Annotated in this window: 16 protein-coding genes and 4 pseudogenes; 6 read left to right on the forward strand and 14 right to left on the reverse strand. The window is 40.7% G+C overall.

The annotated features are described in order from the left end of the window. Positions 1–298: 298 nt before the first annotated feature. The 3 genes from CHI10_RS15275 to CHI10_RS15285 are packed head-to-tail and all read right to left on the reverse strand — an operon-like array spanning position 299 to position 3404. Positions 299–1897, reverse strand: coding sequence for an ABC transporter permease (locus tag CHI10_RS15275; RefSeq protein ID WP_095245094.1), 1599 nt, complete (start codon positions 1895–1897; stop codon positions 299–301). Further along, positions 1897–2799 (reverse strand): ABC transporter ATP-binding protein, encoded by a 903-nt coding sequence (locus CHI10_RS15280; protein ID WP_095245095.1) that lies wholly within the window; start codon positions 2797–2799, stop codon positions 1897–1899. The genes CHI10_RS15275 and CHI10_RS15280 overlap by 1 nt, the downstream gene beginning before the upstream one ends. A 2-nt stretch (positions 2800–2801) precedes the next feature. After that, positions 2802–3404: a TetR/AcrR family transcriptional regulator gene (locus CHI10_RS15285; RefSeq protein ID WP_095245096.1), complete on the reverse strand. Its 603-nt coding sequence runs from the start codon at positions 3402–3404 to the stop codon at positions 2802–2804. 455 nt (positions 3405–3859) lie between these two features. Here CHI10_RS15285 and CHI10_RS15290 point away from each other — a divergent pair. The 3 genes and pseudogenes from CHI10_RS15290 (at position 3860) to CHI10_RS22715 (ending at position 6374) form a co-directional block, all read left to right on the forward strand. Further along, positions 3860–4968 (forward strand): annotated as a pseudogene (locus CHI10_RS15290) (YibE/F family protein). Continuing rightward, positions 4965–5726 (forward strand): annotated as a pseudogene (locus CHI10_RS15295) (YibE/F family protein). The pseudogenes CHI10_RS15290 and CHI10_RS15295 overlap by 4 nt, the downstream one beginning before the upstream one ends. A 156-nt stretch (positions 5727–5882) precedes the next feature. Continuing rightward, positions 5883–6374: a CBO0543 family protein gene (locus CHI10_RS22715; protein WP_095245097.1), complete on the forward strand. Its 492-nt coding sequence runs from the start codon at positions 5883–5885 to the stop codon at positions 6372–6374. Between the two features lie 27 nt (positions 6375–6401). Here the strand turns inward: CHI10_RS22715 and CHI10_RS15305 are convergent, their stop codons facing one another. The 7 genes and pseudogenes from CHI10_RS15305 to CHI10_RS22425 all read right to left on the reverse strand — a co-directional run bounded on the left by CHI10_RS15305 (position 6402) and on the right by CHI10_RS22425 (position 11472). Next, complete coding sequence (locus tag CHI10_RS15305; RefSeq protein ID WP_179289053.1) at positions 6402–7193, reverse strand: DUF817 domain-containing protein; 792 nt, start codon at positions 7191–7193, stop codon at positions 6402–6404. A 128-nt stretch (positions 7194–7321) separates the two neighbouring features. Further along, positions 7322–7531 carry a helix-turn-helix domain-containing protein gene (locus CHI10_RS15310; RefSeq protein WP_048008671.1) on the reverse strand — a complete coding sequence of 70 codons (210 nt, stop codon included), beginning with the start codon at positions 7529–7531 and terminating at the stop codon, positions 7322–7324. 9 nt (positions 7532–7540) lie between these two features. After that, complete coding sequence (locus CHI10_RS15315) at positions 7541–8023, reverse strand: DUF2975 domain-containing protein (RefSeq protein WP_095245099.1); 483 nt, start codon at positions 8021–8023, stop codon at positions 7541–7543. A gap of 236 nt (positions 8024–8259) precedes the next feature. Then, complete coding sequence (locus CHI10_RS15320) at positions 8260–9408, reverse strand: M20 family metallopeptidase (RefSeq protein WP_286137380.1); 1149 nt, start codon at positions 9406–9408, stop codon at positions 8260–8262. A gap of 30 nt (positions 9409–9438) precedes the next feature. Then, positions 9439–10128, reverse strand: coding sequence for a gamma-glutamyltransferase (locus CHI10_RS22720; protein ID WP_353615974.1), 690 nt, complete (start codon positions 10126–10128; stop codon positions 9439–9441). After that, positions 10094–11139 (reverse strand): annotated as a pseudogene (locus CHI10_RS22725) (gamma-glutamyltransferase). Before CHI10_RS22725 ends, CHI10_RS22720 begins: the two are co-directional and overlap by 35 nt. Before the next feature lie 165 nt (positions 11140–11304). After that, positions 11305–11472, reverse strand: a complete 168-nt coding sequence (locus tag CHI10_RS22425) for a hypothetical protein (RefSeq protein WP_179289051.1) — start codon at positions 11470–11472, stop codon at positions 11305–11307. A gap of 80 nt (positions 11473–11552) precedes the next feature. Here CHI10_RS22425 and CHI10_RS15330 point away from each other — a divergent pair, with 80 nt between their 5' ends. Continuing rightward, positions 11553–12128, forward strand: coding sequence for a CBO0543 family protein (locus CHI10_RS15330; RefSeq protein ID WP_095245100.1), 576 nt, complete (start codon positions 11553–11555; stop codon positions 12126–12128). Positions 12129–12416: 288 nt separating this feature from the next. On the opposite strand, the gene CHI10_RS15335 is transcribed toward CHI10_RS15330, so the two are convergent. The 4 genes and pseudogenes from CHI10_RS15335 to CHI10_RS22980 form a co-directional block, all read right to left on the reverse strand. Beyond that, on the reverse strand, positions 12417–12605 hold the full coding sequence (locus CHI10_RS15335; protein ID WP_095245101.1) for a hypothetical protein: 189 nt from the start codon (positions 12603–12605) through the stop codon (positions 12417–12419). Between the two features lie 212 nt (positions 12606–12817). Further along, positions 12818–13240: a DUF1801 domain-containing protein gene (locus CHI10_RS15340; RefSeq protein ID WP_095245102.1), complete on the reverse strand. Its 423-nt coding sequence runs from the start codon at positions 13238–13240 to the stop codon at positions 12818–12820. Between the two features lie 236 nt (positions 13241–13476). After that, a complete protein-coding gene (locus CHI10_RS15345) occupies positions 13477–13974 on the reverse strand; it encodes a DinB family protein (protein WP_095245103.1) in 498 nt (165 codons plus the stop codon). A 52-nt stretch (positions 13975–14026) separates the two neighbouring features. Beyond that, a pseudogene (locus tag CHI10_RS22980) lies at positions 14027–14149 on the reverse strand (DUF6366 family protein); the annotation flags it as partial. Between the two features lie 466 nt (positions 14150–14615). Here CHI10_RS22980 and CHI10_RS22430 point away from each other — a divergent pair. Together CHI10_RS22430 and CHI10_RS15355 are read left to right on the forward strand one after the other, a co-directional pair. Continuing rightward, on the forward strand, positions 14616–14762 hold the full coding sequence (locus CHI10_RS22430; protein WP_179289052.1) for a hypothetical protein: 147 nt from the start codon (positions 14616–14618) through the stop codon (positions 14760–14762). 75 nt (positions 14763–14837) lie between these two features. Further along, positions 14838–15941, forward strand: coding sequence for a GerAB/ArcD/ProY family transporter (locus CHI10_RS15355; protein ID WP_095245120.1), 1104 nt, complete (start codon positions 14838–14840; stop codon positions 15939–15941). Positions 15942–16072: the final 131 nt, after the last annotated feature.

Genomic DNA, 16072 nt, shown 5'->3' on the forward strand with positions numbered 1-16072 from the left:
ATAAAGTGAAACTTCAATCAGTGGGGGTTTTCCTTATCCCCCACTGATTGTTAGTTGAGGCCCACAGGAAGTGGGTCACAAAGACGTTGCCACAGGACGTGGGGTTCTTAGTCTTTTTTTTCTTTTCGGGCCTTTACGGACAGTTTGACTCCTTTGATTCCTCTGAGTCTTGAAGTGGGGGTCTTACTGCCCGTTAAACTGCGATAAAAAATGACAGCCTTATCGGATGCCATTTTCTCAAAAACTGTTCAATCACTTTAAGAGGATTGCGTTTCTTAATATCTATCTTTAACTATCATTATTCAATATCCCGCCTATTAAACCCTATAAACCCTGCTAACGTCAGCACCGCGGCAGCCATACATAATAACAGCAGCGGAATAAGTGAAAATTCCTCAATTGGTGCCTGCGGAACATGGCCAAAAGGAGAAAGGCTGCCGATCCAGTCAGAGAATTGGAATAAACCTCCTAGATACAGCACAATAAAAGAATATAAGACGTAAAGCCAAATGAGACCTGTGAATTTTGGCAGGAATCCAATCAGAAGGACGGCCAGGCTGATCATGACAAGCATCGCTGGGTAATAGGACAATGCTGCACCAAAGATCATCCCAAAAGACAACCCGCCTTCCACCACAGCAGTCCCGGCAGACCATAATCCGAGTGCTGCCAGCGAGAGCATGAGAAATCCGTTAATGACAGAAATGACGAAATAGCTTCCTAACAGCTTGCTCCGCGAAACGGATCTGCTCAAAAGATGAACCAATCGTTCCTTCTTCTCTTCACCTCGAAGTTTATTCATGGCCATCACTGGAGGAATCGTTGCCATCAGTGAAATAACAATCATCAGCATTGGAATGAACTGTTCCACTAATGTGACCCCTTCTGTTGGCTTTAGGAGCTGCTTCATGGCTTCATTATCGGCGAAAAATGATTCCAGATCCCCTAATACCGACCCGTAGGAAGCTCCCAGCACAAACATGCCGATTGCCCATGAAATGATTCCGATCCGCTGTAATCTAAACGCAAGGCCGATTGGACTCTGCAAAAAGCGGGATGCATATTGTTTTCCGGGCCTGGATGGAAAAAATCCTCGATCCAGATCCCGAATAGCGTTCAAATAATTCGCAGCGGCAAATAGAACCATAGCTGCAGCAACCATCAAGACAACAGGCCACCAATTATTAGAATCATAGACTTCTGCTTTGGTTACCCACGCGAGCGGCGAAAGCCAGGATAATGATTCATTGCTGATGTCTGTGATCGCTCTAAAAAGATAAGAAATAAGAAGAATGGCTATCGAATAACCGATGGTTCCCCGTGAACTATCTGAAGCTTGAGCAAACACGGCTGTTACTCCTGCGAAAAATAAACCCGCCGCCCCTAATGCTGCACCATAAAGCAATGACCCCTCCAGATCCATGCTTTCAATTCCAAGGGCATAAAGGCTGAATCCATTAATCAGAGCCAATCCGATGCAAGCTGCCGATACTGTAAGCAGGGTTGCATTTAAATAGGATAGTCGCCCAACAGGCAGCGAACGGAGCAATTCCAGGCGCCCATCCTCTTCATCTGCCCTGGTATGCCGCGTTACCAGGAGGATGCTCATTAAACCGGTCACAGCAGCAGTCATTAAAAGCATTTGGTGGGCTGTCATGACGCCAACTGTATAGTTGCTTAAATCCGCGGGACCAGTCATGGCAGTCATTGCCGGGTTGGCCATCGTCTGGGCCATAGCTTCTCTTTCCTGCTGGGAATTGTATAATCCCTTGAAGGAAGTTGGAACGATTATCGTAAAAAAGGTAAGTGCCAGCACCCAGATCGGGATCCGCAAACGGTCGAGACGGAAGATAAATTTTGAAAGGAAAATGGTTTTCGCCAAATGATTGCCTGCCATCAGCGGACACCTCCTGCATCCTTTTCCCCTTCATAATGGCGCATAAATAGATCCTCCAAGGTCGGCGGGGCACTTTCCAAACGGATGATGCCAAATGGAGAAATGTGCTTAATCACACCATCCATTTCCGTTGTATCCACCTGAAACGTCATCCCATGTTTACTTTCTTGAATGTCATGGATACCTTTCAGTTCTTTTAAACCTGTAATTGGCAGCTTCGTGTCCACGAGGATTTGAGTCCGGGTTAAATGGCGAAGTTCACTTAAAGTTCCCGACTCAATAATCCTGCCTTGACGAATAATGCTTACCCGGTCGCACAGCTTTTCTACCTCAGATAAGATATGACTGGACAGGAGTACGCTCTTTCCCTGGCTTTTAACATCCATCACACTTTCCTGAAAAATCTTTTCCATCAAGGGATCGAGCCCTGATGTCGGCTCATCCAGAATAAACAGGTCAGCATCAGAGGCAAAGGCCGCAATCAGCGCAACCTTTTGCCTGTTTCCCTTGGAGTAGGTTCTGCACTTCTTGGAAGGATCCAAATCAAATTTATCGATTAACTCATCACGTTTCTCCTTATTCGCAGTGCCATTTAATTTTATAAATAAATCAATGACCTCTCCCCCTGTTAAGTTCGGCCAAAGATTCACGTCACCAGGCACATAGGCAACCCTTTTATGAATGTCAACAGCATCCTGCCAGGCATCTTTGTTAAAAAGCTTTACTTCTCCGCTTGTCGCCTTTAAGATCCCCAATAATACCCGGATTGTAGTTGATTTACCCGCGCCATTGGGTCCGATGAAGCCCAGTACTTCACCTTTATGCAACTCAAGATTTACCCCATCCAATGCCGTAAATTTGCCGAATTTCTTTGTCAGGCTGGTTACTTTTAAAAGGCTCATGCTCATTCCTCCCCATTTTTATAAAAACAGCGCTTTAAAATTTCTTTATAGCTGTCCCATTCGTTAAACACCTCGTTACCGATATCCACAAATGACTTAATTTTGGCGATTTGCAGCTCCGCAAAACCAGTCATGGTCCAATTAAGGATATTCATCGCTTTTTCAGGTTCTATATCCTCCCGAAGCTTTGACCAGTCGATATTTTCGTAGATTCTTTTCATGCCATCTTTCTGAATGCTTGCCAGCAGTTGATTTATTTCAGATTTTACATCCTGAGCCTCTTCTTCAAGCAGCGATTTCAAGAAATCAAATACAAGGGGGTATTTCTTTTGGATGTTTAACTTAATGAACCCCACCTGACTGATTCTTTCAAAAATGTCCCTCTCATTCATGTCTATTTCTGTATAGATTTGTTCAATGATGTTTACTGCATTCTGTATCAAAAAGAGATACAAATCCTTTTTATTGCTGAAATAGTTGAACAATGAGCCTTTGCTTATTTGTGCATCCTTTACCATTTCATTTGTAGATGCCTTTTCAAAGCCGCTCTTTACAAATTCTTTCATGGCTGCATTAATAATTCGTTCCTGTTTTTCGGGTTTCAAACTGTAAAAAGTAGTATTAATTATATTGCACTCCTTTCACAAAAATGACCAATGTGGTCATTTCAAAAATAACAAAATTGACCACACTGGTCAATGATTTTATCATTGATTTTGACAAAAATTATCAATTTTTCATTCTTAGTTTTACTTAAAAATACAGGGGGATACATGCTAATAAGGAGGTGATCAAAATGACTCTGCTTTTCTATAAAGCAATGGAGGCTTTCAAGAAGGATGCTGAAAATCAGAAAAAAGAGAAACAGCAAAAAGAAACGTTAGATGTGCAAAAGTAGTAACTTCATGAATTAGCTGCTCTTTCATCCTTTTGGATGATTTTTTTTTTGAGTGACAAGTCTCCCCTCCAGAACAGGGATAAACTTGACTGTCCGAAAAAGTTACTGATATCCTTAGTCCTTTGCAAAGCTCTTCTATTTTTATACTTCCGGAGGTTTATTTTGAGTAACATCCCTAATAAAGTGATCTATTTTTATATTATATTGGCAATATGCATAGCTGCCTCCATACTGTTGGTCCAAAACAATGATTCTTTCTATGAACGCACAATAGCAGAAGTAAAGGAAGTCAAACTTGTTCACTCTGAAGAAGTTACGGATATTTACGATAATGAAGACCGCGTTTATGAACAGCGGATCATAGCCGAAATTACGAATGGAAAAGCAAAAGGACAGCATATTCTCATAACAAATCAGTATTCTAAATCCAAAGCCTATGACTATGAAATTCAAAGCGGGCAAAAATTATTTGTGTCCATAAAGGAGAAAACAGCAGGTGCTGCAGAATTAAGCGGAGATATCCTTGATCTGAAGCGGGATCATTACATACTAATCACAGCATGGATCTACTTCTCTTTGTCGGTAAAAAGCAAGGTCTCTTTTCCATCATCAGCCTGGCAGTCAATGCCGTGCTGCTATCCTATGTATTGGATGTATATCTGAAGAATCCGGAAATAAGCCTGCTGCTGATATGCAGTGCGGCAGTCATCTTATTTACCGTTACCTACCTTCTGCTCGTAAACGGCTTTAACGAAAAAACATATGCTGCCATTATCGCAACGCTTGCGGCAGTATTTTTGTCATTATTGATCACTTATCTGGTCATTTGGCTAACTGGCGGGAAAGGGCTGAGATACGAAGAGCTTCAGTTTATAACGAGGCCCTATCGAATGGTGTTCTTAGCCGGTTTATTTATCGGCTCGTTAGGAGCGGTTATGGATGTAGCCATTACCATGTCCTCTTCACTGTTTAGCTTATATGAAAAGAATAACAGCATTCCCGTGCAAGCTCTTAAGCGCTCTGGAATGGAAGTGGGCAAAGACATTATGGGCACCATGACGAATATTTTGTTTTTCGCCTATATCAGCGGCTCCATTCCGATGCTCATTTTGTATATAAAAAATGACTCACCGCTCGGGTTCAGCCTATCCATGAACCTTTCACTGGAATTAGCCCGTGCACTTGCCGGAGGAATCGGAATCGTCATCACCATTCCGATTGGCCTCTATACTGCCATATATTTCATTAATAGAAAGAGGGCACGAAAATGAATGCAATACTAGTGCTGGCAGCCATATTATTTATTCTGATGACCCTTATCGGCGGGAAAAAAGGAGCCCGATCTTTTTTGCGATTTTCCTCAACTTCGGAGTGATTATATTTGTCCTTTTCTTTATGAACGATCCAAACATCAATCCAATTATCGTTACATTATTCGCATGTGCCTTCATTGGCTGTATCAATCTATTTTTTATAAATGAAGTGAACATTAAGACGATCACCGCATTTCTGGCTTCTATCATTACTACGGTTGTTCTCATTGTGTTCATTGTCATCATTGCCGAAAATGCCATGATTCAAGGATTTGGTGAAGAGGAAATAGAGGAGTTGAGCATATTTTCCCTTTATATTGGGATTGATTTTGTAAAAGTGGCTGCTTCTGTCATCATCATGAGTACCATCGGCGCCATAACAGATGCTGCTATGGCCATTTCTTCCCCAATGCGGGAAATTCAATATCACCACCCGGGAATTATTCCAAGCCGGCATCAGCATCGGTAAGGATATTCTCGGAACAAGCACCAACACGTTATTTTTCGCCTTCTTTGGCGGATATTTAGCACTGCTTATATGGTTTAAAGACCTATCTTATTCACCAGGTGAAATTATCAATTCCAAGATTTTCAGCGGCGAGATGATTACGATCTTCTGTGCAGGAATTGGGGTAACAATGGTGATTCCCGTTACTTCATGGATTACGGCATTATATTTAGTGAAAAAAGGAAATACGGCGGATACACCTGAATAGCCATGAATGGGTTATTGCTCCAAGGTATGAATGGTTTAAGCAGTCATTCAGATTCCCATAAATAGATTACAAGGATGAATTGCCTATTTTTTACAAATGAAGGTATTTGTTTACAAATATCGTCCATACTAGTTAACAGTAAAATGAGGTGAACCTATGCATTACATCCTTGTAATATTGGTAATCATTCTTTCTTGTATAAAAGGCGACTGGAAAAACTGGGAAAGATACTATCCTACTATGCTCTATATTTCCGTGGCCTCTTTCATTTATGAATTTATTTCACATAGTCATTTTCACTTATGGGAACTGGAAAAAGACACTCTGACTCTAATGGGAGTCCATTTAATGCACAATATTGTGATCAATCCATTAATTGGTTTTGTGTTCCTATCTAATTATCCCGCCAAGTTTAAAAGTAAAATACTTTATTTTATATATTGGATATTTTTGTTTTGGTCAACTGAATGGCTGGCATTCCGCTTTCATTTCATAAGCTACCATAATGGCTGGAATATTTGGTGGTCTTTTTTATTTGTCGTCATTATGTTTCCTATGATCCGATTACATTATGTCCATAAACTGCGGGCACTAATTCTTTCGGCTCCGATTGCAGCCCTTTATTTATTTTTGTTTGATTACCTTTAAACAGGCAAATAAACATAATCTCTTAAGTTATCTAGTTTGACTAGCAGCTGTGCCAGCGGAACTGTTTCCTTTAACCCTCTTTAGCGTAGCCACGATAAGAAAGCTGACAATCACTAATAGCAGCCAGGAACTCACCTTTCCCAGATGAACTAGACTCCAAGCATCTGCCTGATTGGGATATTCCCAAGCTCCAAAGAAGGTGGCAATATTTTCGGCTACCCATATGAAGAACCCGATCAGCACAAAAGAAAGGGCAAGCGGCATACGGTATTGGATTCCGCCTACCTCGTAACTGACCCAGGATCTCCAATAAACAATCAAAACCATTCCTGACAGCCACCAGCGGATATCGATCCAATAATGATGGGTGAAAAAATTTAAATAAATCGCAGCAGCAAGAGGCATTACTGCGAGGGAAGGCGGCCATTTTATCAGTTTAACATTAAGCCTTCTCCAAGCCTGGCAGAGATAACTTGCTACACTGGCATACATGAAACCGCTGTACAAAGGAACACCCAACACTTTGGAATAACCCTCCTCCGGATAAGCCCATGAGCCCATATGCACCTTAAATAGTTCAAGTGCAAGACCAATAATGTGGAATAAAGTTATAACCTTCAATTCATCCTTTGTTTCTAGCCCAGAGCGCACCATGAACCACTGCATCAGCAGACAGATGATCAGCATCCAGTCATATCGCGGCAGAATAGACAGCGGCAGGAATTTGGTTAAAGCTAAAGAAGCAAAAATAACAACAGGAAACAAACAAGATAAAGCCTGTTTCCAGCCGAAACGAACGAGCTGCTGCAGTGCGTTCATCAGCTGAGCTTCCATTTTTCGAATGGTCATTTGCATCTGAAATCCCCCTTTCATTGGGACAAAGGGATGGGACAAAGGGACAGGTTCATTGTCCCAATCGGGACGATGAACCTGTCCCCCTGTTCCACTTATTCATCACTTCGATATTCCAGAATATCTCCAGGCTGGCAATCCAGCGCCTTGCAAATGGCCTCCAAGGTTGAAAATCGGATCGCTTTTGCTTTTCCATTCTTCAATATAGAGAGATTTGCCATTGTGATTCCCACTCTCTCTGACAATTCTGTTACACTCATTTTCCTTTTAGCCAGCATCACATCAACATTTATAATAATAGCCATGTTCTCACCTCAGACCGTTAAATCGTTTTCTGATTTTATATCGATTGCCTCTTGCAAAAGCTTTTGCAGAACAGCCGCAAAGACTGCGATAACCATTGAAGCAAAAGGAACCAGCAAGCCAGCGAAGATGACACCAGGGGCATCTTCAAATTCCGCAAAGAGATAGAAGACCGGTACTACCAGTACATGCAATCCAGCGATGGTGATGGCACAATATTTAATTTTCTTTAAAGCTATGACAGATAAATCTGAGAAAGCTTTATTTTTGTCAATATAGCGCAAAAGTTTGAAAGCCTGATACAGCGCAAAATAAAAAGGAATCGTCGAAGCATAAAACACGATGTAAACCAAATATTTAATGAAAACAAAATTCGGCAGCAATTCACCTGCAGCTTCCCCCAGCTCAGGTACCAAAAAAATGCACAAAACCAAAATCGGTACCCCCAAAAGGAAGACGGCTATTTTTAAAAACAATGTTGTTACTTTTTCCATGAATATACACCTCACTTCATATTTTCATTTTGATTCTATTACATTATTTATCGTTTTTCAATAAATAAATAATGTTTTTTATTATTTTTTTATTGAAGTAAGGATAAATGGAGGCTCACTTTCCTTTTAAAAATGAATCCAAATCTGCAGGCTCAAAGCTTTTATTCTTACATGGGCTATTCAATTTCCCCACAGAAAAACCCGGCCCACACAGGCCGAGCAATTAAGTTCTTATTCTATACCCTGCTTAACCTTTCAATCGTTCTTGCCAATAAAGCCGCTCGCTTCGGAAATGTTTTTAAATCGACATATTCATCCGTCTCACTGTGGGAAAATTCTCCGAGCGGCCCCATTCCGTCTACGGTTGGGATACCTTCAGTGGATGTATACGCTGCATCCGAACCTCCGCCGGTGCTGACTTCTCTGATCGACATTCCCAGTTCTTCCCCTGCAGCCTTTATTTCCTCAATCAAATTATCCGTTCCTGCGACTTTTTCCATTGGCGGTCTTCCAATTTTACCTGATAAGCTGGTTTCTGTTCCCTGCACCTCCTCCTCCTCTGCAATTTCTGTGATTTTTGCAGTGATTTCCTTTGCCTGTTCCATGTTCTTCACTCGTACATCCGCTTGTGCTTCTGCATCCGGAGCGACGGTATTGGATGAGATGCCGCCTTGAATTAAACCCACATTGACCGATAAGCCCCGCTCATAGTCATTTAAGTCATGAAGTTTAACTACTTTATGTGCCAGTTCATCGATGGCACTTCTCCCTCTTTCTGGTTCAACTCCGGCATGGGCACTTTTTCCTTTAACATCAAAGATAAACCTGCCAATTCCTTTTCTCTCTGTCACTATGCCGTCATCGGGTCTTCCGGATTCAACGACAAGTGAGAATTTTTTACCTATCGACGCCTCTTTTATAATGGCTTTTGATTTTCGTGATCCGATTTCTTCATCACTATTAAAAATCAGATGTACATTTTTATATGCTTCCGAGCCTCTTTCCTTTAGAAGTTTCAATGCGTACAAAACGGATACATGGCTTGCCTTTTCATCACTCACTCCCGGTCCATAAGCTTTATCACCAATCACTTTGAATGGCCGTTTTTCTGATTCTCCCTCTGGAAATACGGTATCCATATGGGCAATAATAATGATTTTAGGGTCACTATCCTTTTCGGCTTTTATCTCCAGATGGTCTCCATACTCCGCTTCACGGTGAACAAGAACATCCATTTCCAACTTCTCAAATTCCTTCCTCAAAACAGTACCAACCTTGTCCACTCCTTCTTTATGGTAAGAGCCGCTGTCTATATTCACCAGTTCCTCGAGCAGGTTCATCATTTCAGGCATTTTGTCATCCAAATAGGCTTCATATTGATTCAACGCAATCACTCCTTTTTAATAATCTTCTGGCTATACTTCATTAATTCCAATGGCCGATCCTGGCCTGCTTGAATCAGCTGCACCATGCAGCATGCCGGTGTCATGATCCAAAAAGATTGCCTGGACATTCCCAATGGGTCTGTCCGTATCATCAAACTGAAATCCCATTTTGCGGAGTCTGTCAAGTACACTTTGGGCAATACCTTGCTCAGACCAGACATCCGGTCCCACACTGTTATAAATCCTGGGTTCTTCAATTGCGGCTTTTACATCCATTTCAAAGTCGAGAATATGACTGATAACTTGTGAAACTGAAGCAACAATAGTTGGCCCCCCAGGAGAGCCCAGCGTTAAAACCGGCACCCCATCCTTTAGTACTACAGCAGGTACTTTTGCACTGACCGGCTGTTTATTTGGTGCCAGGCTATTGATATGGTTCGCTTCCGGGGTAAAATCGGTCAAATCATTGTTCAGCAAAGATCCGTAACCTGGTACCATGATGCCTGAACCCATAATATGCTCATTTGAAGACGTGCAGGCTGCAATGTTCCCCCATCTGTCAGCTACGGTAAAATGCGTAGTATCCTTTCCTGTTTGATGCACTTTTACTTCGCCTCTCGGACGATCGCTGCCCTGGAACTTCCAGGGGTTGCCGCAGTCAATTTCCGCATTTCTCGATTTCCAGTCAATCCTTCCCCTCTTTTTGAAGCAGACCTTCAACCGGAATTTCAGAAAAATTAGGATCTCCGATATAAGCCAGCTTATCAGTGAATGCTAATCTCATTGCCTCTGAGAATAAATAATACTTTTCCCAGGAAGATACTCTATACCTGTTAAGCTCAAACCCTTCCAGAATCCCTAAAATCTGCAGCAATGAAATTCCCCCGCCATTAGGTGGTCCTGGAACGGCAATTTCATAGCCTCTGTATGTTCCCATCAAAGGTTCTTCTATCGGTGCCCGATAGTCTTGCAGATCCTCATTCGTCATAATACCGCCCTGCTCTTTAAGTGTATGGATGATGGCATCTGCAATTTCACCTTCATAAATCGCTTTTATCCCTTTCTTTTGCAGGATTCTAAGAGTCTTTGCCAGATCTTTGTTTCGAACCCAATCTCCTTTCACTAAAGGGACTCCTTCAGGCATAAAAAATTTCTTTGCTTCTTCCCCCAATCTGATATGAAGGATTTCGATGACTTCGTCCCATTGCCAATTCACCCTAAAGCCTTCTTCAGCCAGTTTAACGGCAGGCTCAATCAGGTCCTCCATCGGCTTTGTCCCAAACTTTTGATGCCCCTCTCCCATAGCCTTCATAATGCCTGGAATTCCTGCAAACCTGGCATCAATGGTCTGCTGAAAATAAGGAGTGGTTTCTCCCTTTTCATTTGTGAACTGATCTTTATCTGCCCCTGAAGGTGTCTGTGAATGGCCGTTGATCACCCTGGTCTTTTTGTTTTCTGATCAAAATACACGATATATCCGCTTGCTCCTATGCCAGTGTTAAACACTTCAACCACACTAAGAGCAAATTGGATCGCGACCAGGGCATCCATGGCGTTGCCGCCGTTTCTTAAGATTTCGGCACCTGCCTTCGTTGCTTCATGAACTGCAGAAGCAGCCATCCCATGAGTGCCAGTCGCCTTCTGCCGCTTGTCCTCGGTGTCTCTTTCCATATGCCTGGTATCCACCTTATCCATTGATATCCCTCCTATGGGGTACAGCCCAAATCTCATTCATATAACTTAAAGGATTTTGGATTCTCTATTTTAATAAAAAGCTTTTCATTTCTTGTACCCGGCTGAAAATAGCTGAAACATACAAAAAAAGGCACCGGACCTTAAGCCATTTGGATAACTTAAGATCCGAATGCCTGTAATAAATGGATCTTTTATCTGAATTTATAATTCTACTAAGCTCATTTCTTCATACCGAATAAATTCTTCTACTAAGGTTACATACTTCCACAAGTCTCTAACTTCAATCATATGAAGCGGAGATTTCGATTCATTAGTATTATCAAATGAAATTCTGAGCATATTAAAGATTGCTTCGAATGTGTTCGGCATCTTCTGACCTATTGTCTAAAGGTGGAAAGAAAATACAAAAAAATCAATTGAAAATAAGTAAAAAGAATGGGGGAGCTGCCATGGCGTTTGAAAAAGGACTGGTCAAGTCTGAACAGGCATACGAACAATTTACGGATATAAGCTCTGTATTCGCGGATATAGTGAAGAATAATTTTATTAATACGTGGCAATGGTGGGCCGGACTTGCTTTGTTTATCATTCCCTGGCTGATATGGTTTAAGTGCAGGAAGAAAGACAGCACCGGGCGTCTTCTCCTGGCTGGATTGGCAGTCATCATTTTATCCCTGACAATAGATCTGGCAGCATTATCTTTGGGGTTATGGTCCTACCCTATGGTTATTATCCCCCTGGCACCATTTTTATTTTTGCCGTATCACTTTTCACTGGCTCCAGTAGGTATCATGCTAGCTCTGCAGATTAAACCTGAAATGAATACATTGCTGAAGGGAATCATATTCTCTGCCATTGCAGCTTTCGGTGGAATGAATTTATTTAACGCCATTGATTTCTACAATCCCAAAAACTGGTCTACTTTATATGATTTTGTCATCTTTCTCACTCTATATTACAGCGGATACTGGGTAACGAGAATGGAGAGTTTTCAAGGTCTGGAAAAAGGAACAGGAAATAAATAAAAGACTTTCCTATATAACTGAGCAGTTCAGTTTTGGAGTAAAATACATTAAAAAGCAATGACTTTCACATACGAATTCGTAATATTTTTTATTAATATGACAACATTTAAATTGTATTTAAGTGCATTTCCCAGATCCATTCACACCTTATCAGGACACTGAATTATTTATTGCAGAGTGATAATTGGGATTTACGAATTCAACTGTGAAATGAACAAAAAAAAGCCAAAACGAACTTTGCTATTCGTTATGGCTACAACTATAAATTAAATTCGCATTTTCTTCATACTATGATACTACCTCAAATTTTAAGGTATTTCGATACACCTGGATATATTCGCCAGTTGATTTATTCATTACTTGAGACACTTCCTTGGTATGCGTCACCTCCAACCAATCGTTTTGTAAATCCACCAATAATTTTATTTCCACATCGCTTTCTCCATATTTTAAACCACTATACGATAATTTCGTCATCGTTATCATCCCGTTCGCATCTGGCAGGTTTTACCCTGGTAATGGAATAAAAGTTCATATAAAAAATAAAACCAGTAAAAACTGGTTAAATCTTCGACGCACCTTGTAGAGATAATCATCATTATTTTTATGTGTAAGGATAAAGTAGACGCTTTCTTGCTAAAGAAACGCGCCGGTTTTGTTGATATCGATTTAGAACAATGGCAATAATTCTATTCGTTCGGATAAAGACTCTGATATGTTTCTACTGTAAGTTTAATTAAGTCCTTTAATACACTGGTATTGATATCTGCTAATTTATTAACATAAATACAAGCCTTACTCTTCGTGTGTTTACCAAAGCTTTCTAATAGTTTTTCTCTTTCCTCACTTTCATAGGTCAAATAAAGACTAATCTTAGCCTTCCTTGGGGAAAAACCCACTAAAGGCGCATCCCCTTCGCGTCCTGATGCATACTTATAGTGGTAGCTGCCAAAGCCTATAATACTGGGCCCCCACATTTTCGCCTCAAAACCAGTTACCTCTTCGAAAATTTCTAACAGCTGATAGGCATCTGCCTTCTTCTTCTCATTTTCCACACTTTCAATAAATTCAATTACACTTTTGCCGGTTTCTTTCATCTTCGGTTCTGACATTGATTTGCTCTCCTATTCTCTGAGTATCATGTATACATAATAATCATTTTCTATTCTTCCTTCATTTTATACTAATATATTCGTAAGCCATACCCCAATCTCCTACCTCTTCAAACCAGCCAAGGATTGAAAAAACCAATGCAATAACAAACTGCTTAGAATAGCAGTTACTATTTTTCTCTTTAATATAATGGCTATTTCCCTCTCTACCGTCAATTCTGCTTTATTGTGCTGTTTTAAGACCAATCCACCCCAGGCCATGAGGATTGCAGCTTTCGCAAAAGAACAATTTGGCCTACATGATACGTATCGTGCATCATGATATTGCTTAGTAAACGCTCAATAGAGTTACTGTTGGCTGCATACGGAGCTTTTAACTTTTCATCATCAAGTTCCGCAATGACTTCTTTTAATTTATTCATGACGTCATTAAGACGCTGCACTGTCTGCGCCCATCCGGATTCGTCCTCTGGATCCCCCGGATTTCCAAAGGTTACTTCATTGTCTTGTGCCTTACGAGGATTTTCAGTGCCCTCGATTCGATGGGTTATGTCCTCATTCCAAAATATCAAGTGATTAACAATCTGCCAAATCGAATTGCTGTTTCCAGAACTTCTCCATGCTGCTTCAGCTGCAGTGACTTCATGAAGCGCCTGATCTATGGATGCAAACCATTCATTTTCATGCCAATGCATGTCGAGTTGTTCTACATACATGTTAGTTACAACTTGCATACAACCACTCCTCACTGTTAAGTGTAATCACATTAAAGTTAATAGCTATCGGTCCAAAAGTTAAATTCGCTTTACTTCCTCTATTTAGCGAATCGTTTAAAGCAGAAGTTGTATTTAATTCACTTTGTTTTAGTCGTTCTCTTTTTTCCTCAGGTGTTTCATCTCGCTTATTAATATTAAATACCCCCTGCAAACTGTTTCTATTGTGAATATATTCTGTATTCAAGCGCTTATACCTTTTATTCCTAGCCGTTTTTCTCATTAACAAAGGCTTCCTGATTTGATTAGGCAGCTAAGTACTCAGGATTTGTTATCTTGTTCATAATCGGAATCTAATATATATGTATAAAATTAATGCTTTATTTACACTCTTCTTCCAACAGCTTCTTCGTTTATAAAATAAGGATTGCTCCAGCAATTCTTATCCACTCATTCATAACTTTTCCAAATACGGAAACAATAAGTGTAATGCCGAACATAAACAATAGTGCTCTTTAGGCTTTCTTTCACAGCCACTTTAATGGATGAAGATAGGATTAAGAGTTTCTCACGGAATAGGAATTCCGGGAAATCAATGACTTTAAACTGTAACCTGTTGCAGATATGCGGATTTGTGAGGCCTTAACAAAAATGGCTACATCATGCTGACGATTGAAACATCACTTAAGCAATTATATCCGGCAAGAGTTGCAGGTAAAGAAGCGATGCTCAAGCTTCCATTTCACAAGCATTCGAAGCGGCCGCTCTTTTTGCGGACCAGAAATCCTTTTCAGCTTGGCAAGAAATAGCACAGAAAAAAAGGATATGGATTAATATCATTTTTACCGTAGCCAGTTACCAATCACGAAACGGAGGTGAGCCAGATTCAGGAGCAGCCACTACCAGATAGATTGAAAGTATCTCCATTCTTGGTGTTTTATTTAATTATGTCCATGCAAATTGGCATTGGAGTTCTTGGTTATCAGAGAGACATCGCAGAAGATGCAGGCTATGATGCCTGGATTTCCATCCTGCTTGCCGGGGGATGCATACATGTTTTAGTTTGGATGATATATAAAATTGCCGAAACGGTTGATGGGGATTTTGTCACAGCCCATACGTACCTTTATGGAAATTTCATCGGCAAAGCAATCAGTTCCATTTTCATTGGGTACTTTTTTTTATACGTACTAGCTATATTACGAACCTTTATCGAAGTCATTCAAGTGTGGATGTTTCCGGATCTGAACACTGTCTGGTACTCTCTTGCATTCATGATACTTTGTGTTTATATCATTTTTGGAGGGTTCAGAACGGTAGTCGGGATAGCCTTTTTCGGCCTGGTATTGCCGGCTTATCTCCTCCTCACATTTGGCTGGGCAGTTAAGTTCTCAAATTTTTATAATCTCCTCCCAATTTGGAATCATTCAGTGAAGGAACTGCTCATCGGTTCCTACAATATGTCACTTACCTTCATCGGATTTGAGATTATTCTGTTCACTTATCCTTTTATAAAAGAACCTAAGAAATCCAAAAAGTGGGCCCACCTTGCTGTTTTCACCACAACCTTGATCTATACGATATTAGCAGTCATTACCTTTGCCTATTATTCGGAAGATCAGCTTGCTAAACAGGTTTGGCCCACTTTGACCATGTGGAAAATCGTCGAAATGCCATTTGTGGAGCGTTTTGAATATATTGGAATTGCAAACTGGAACTTAATAATGCTTCCGAATGTGTGTATTGCCATTTGGATTTGTTCCAGACTTATCAAAAGGATTTTTAATATTAAGCAAAAAGTAGGCGTGTTTTTTATTGTCAGTGCTTTATTAATTCTGATTAACTTTGTTAATTCGCGTGAAAGGATTAGTCAGCTAAATGACTATTTTGGGAAAGCTGGCTTTGTTTTTACATTCATTTATATCCCCTTGTTTTTTACCGCCATCATGATTGCCAAGAGGGTAAAAAAGAAGGTAAAAAAGAAATGAAAAGGCTTATCTTAATGTGGATGGATCTGTAATCATAGCCGGACAGGTGAGCCTCCGCAGACGCGAAGCGCCGATGAGGCTTAACGCCCGGCCTGCGTTAATAAGCGAAAAACAACTATTTATACGAAAAG

It is taken from the genome of Bacillus sp. 7894-2 (assembly GCF_002272225.1).
GTDB lineage: Bacteria > Bacillota > Bacilli > Bacillales > Cytobacillaceae > Cytobacillus.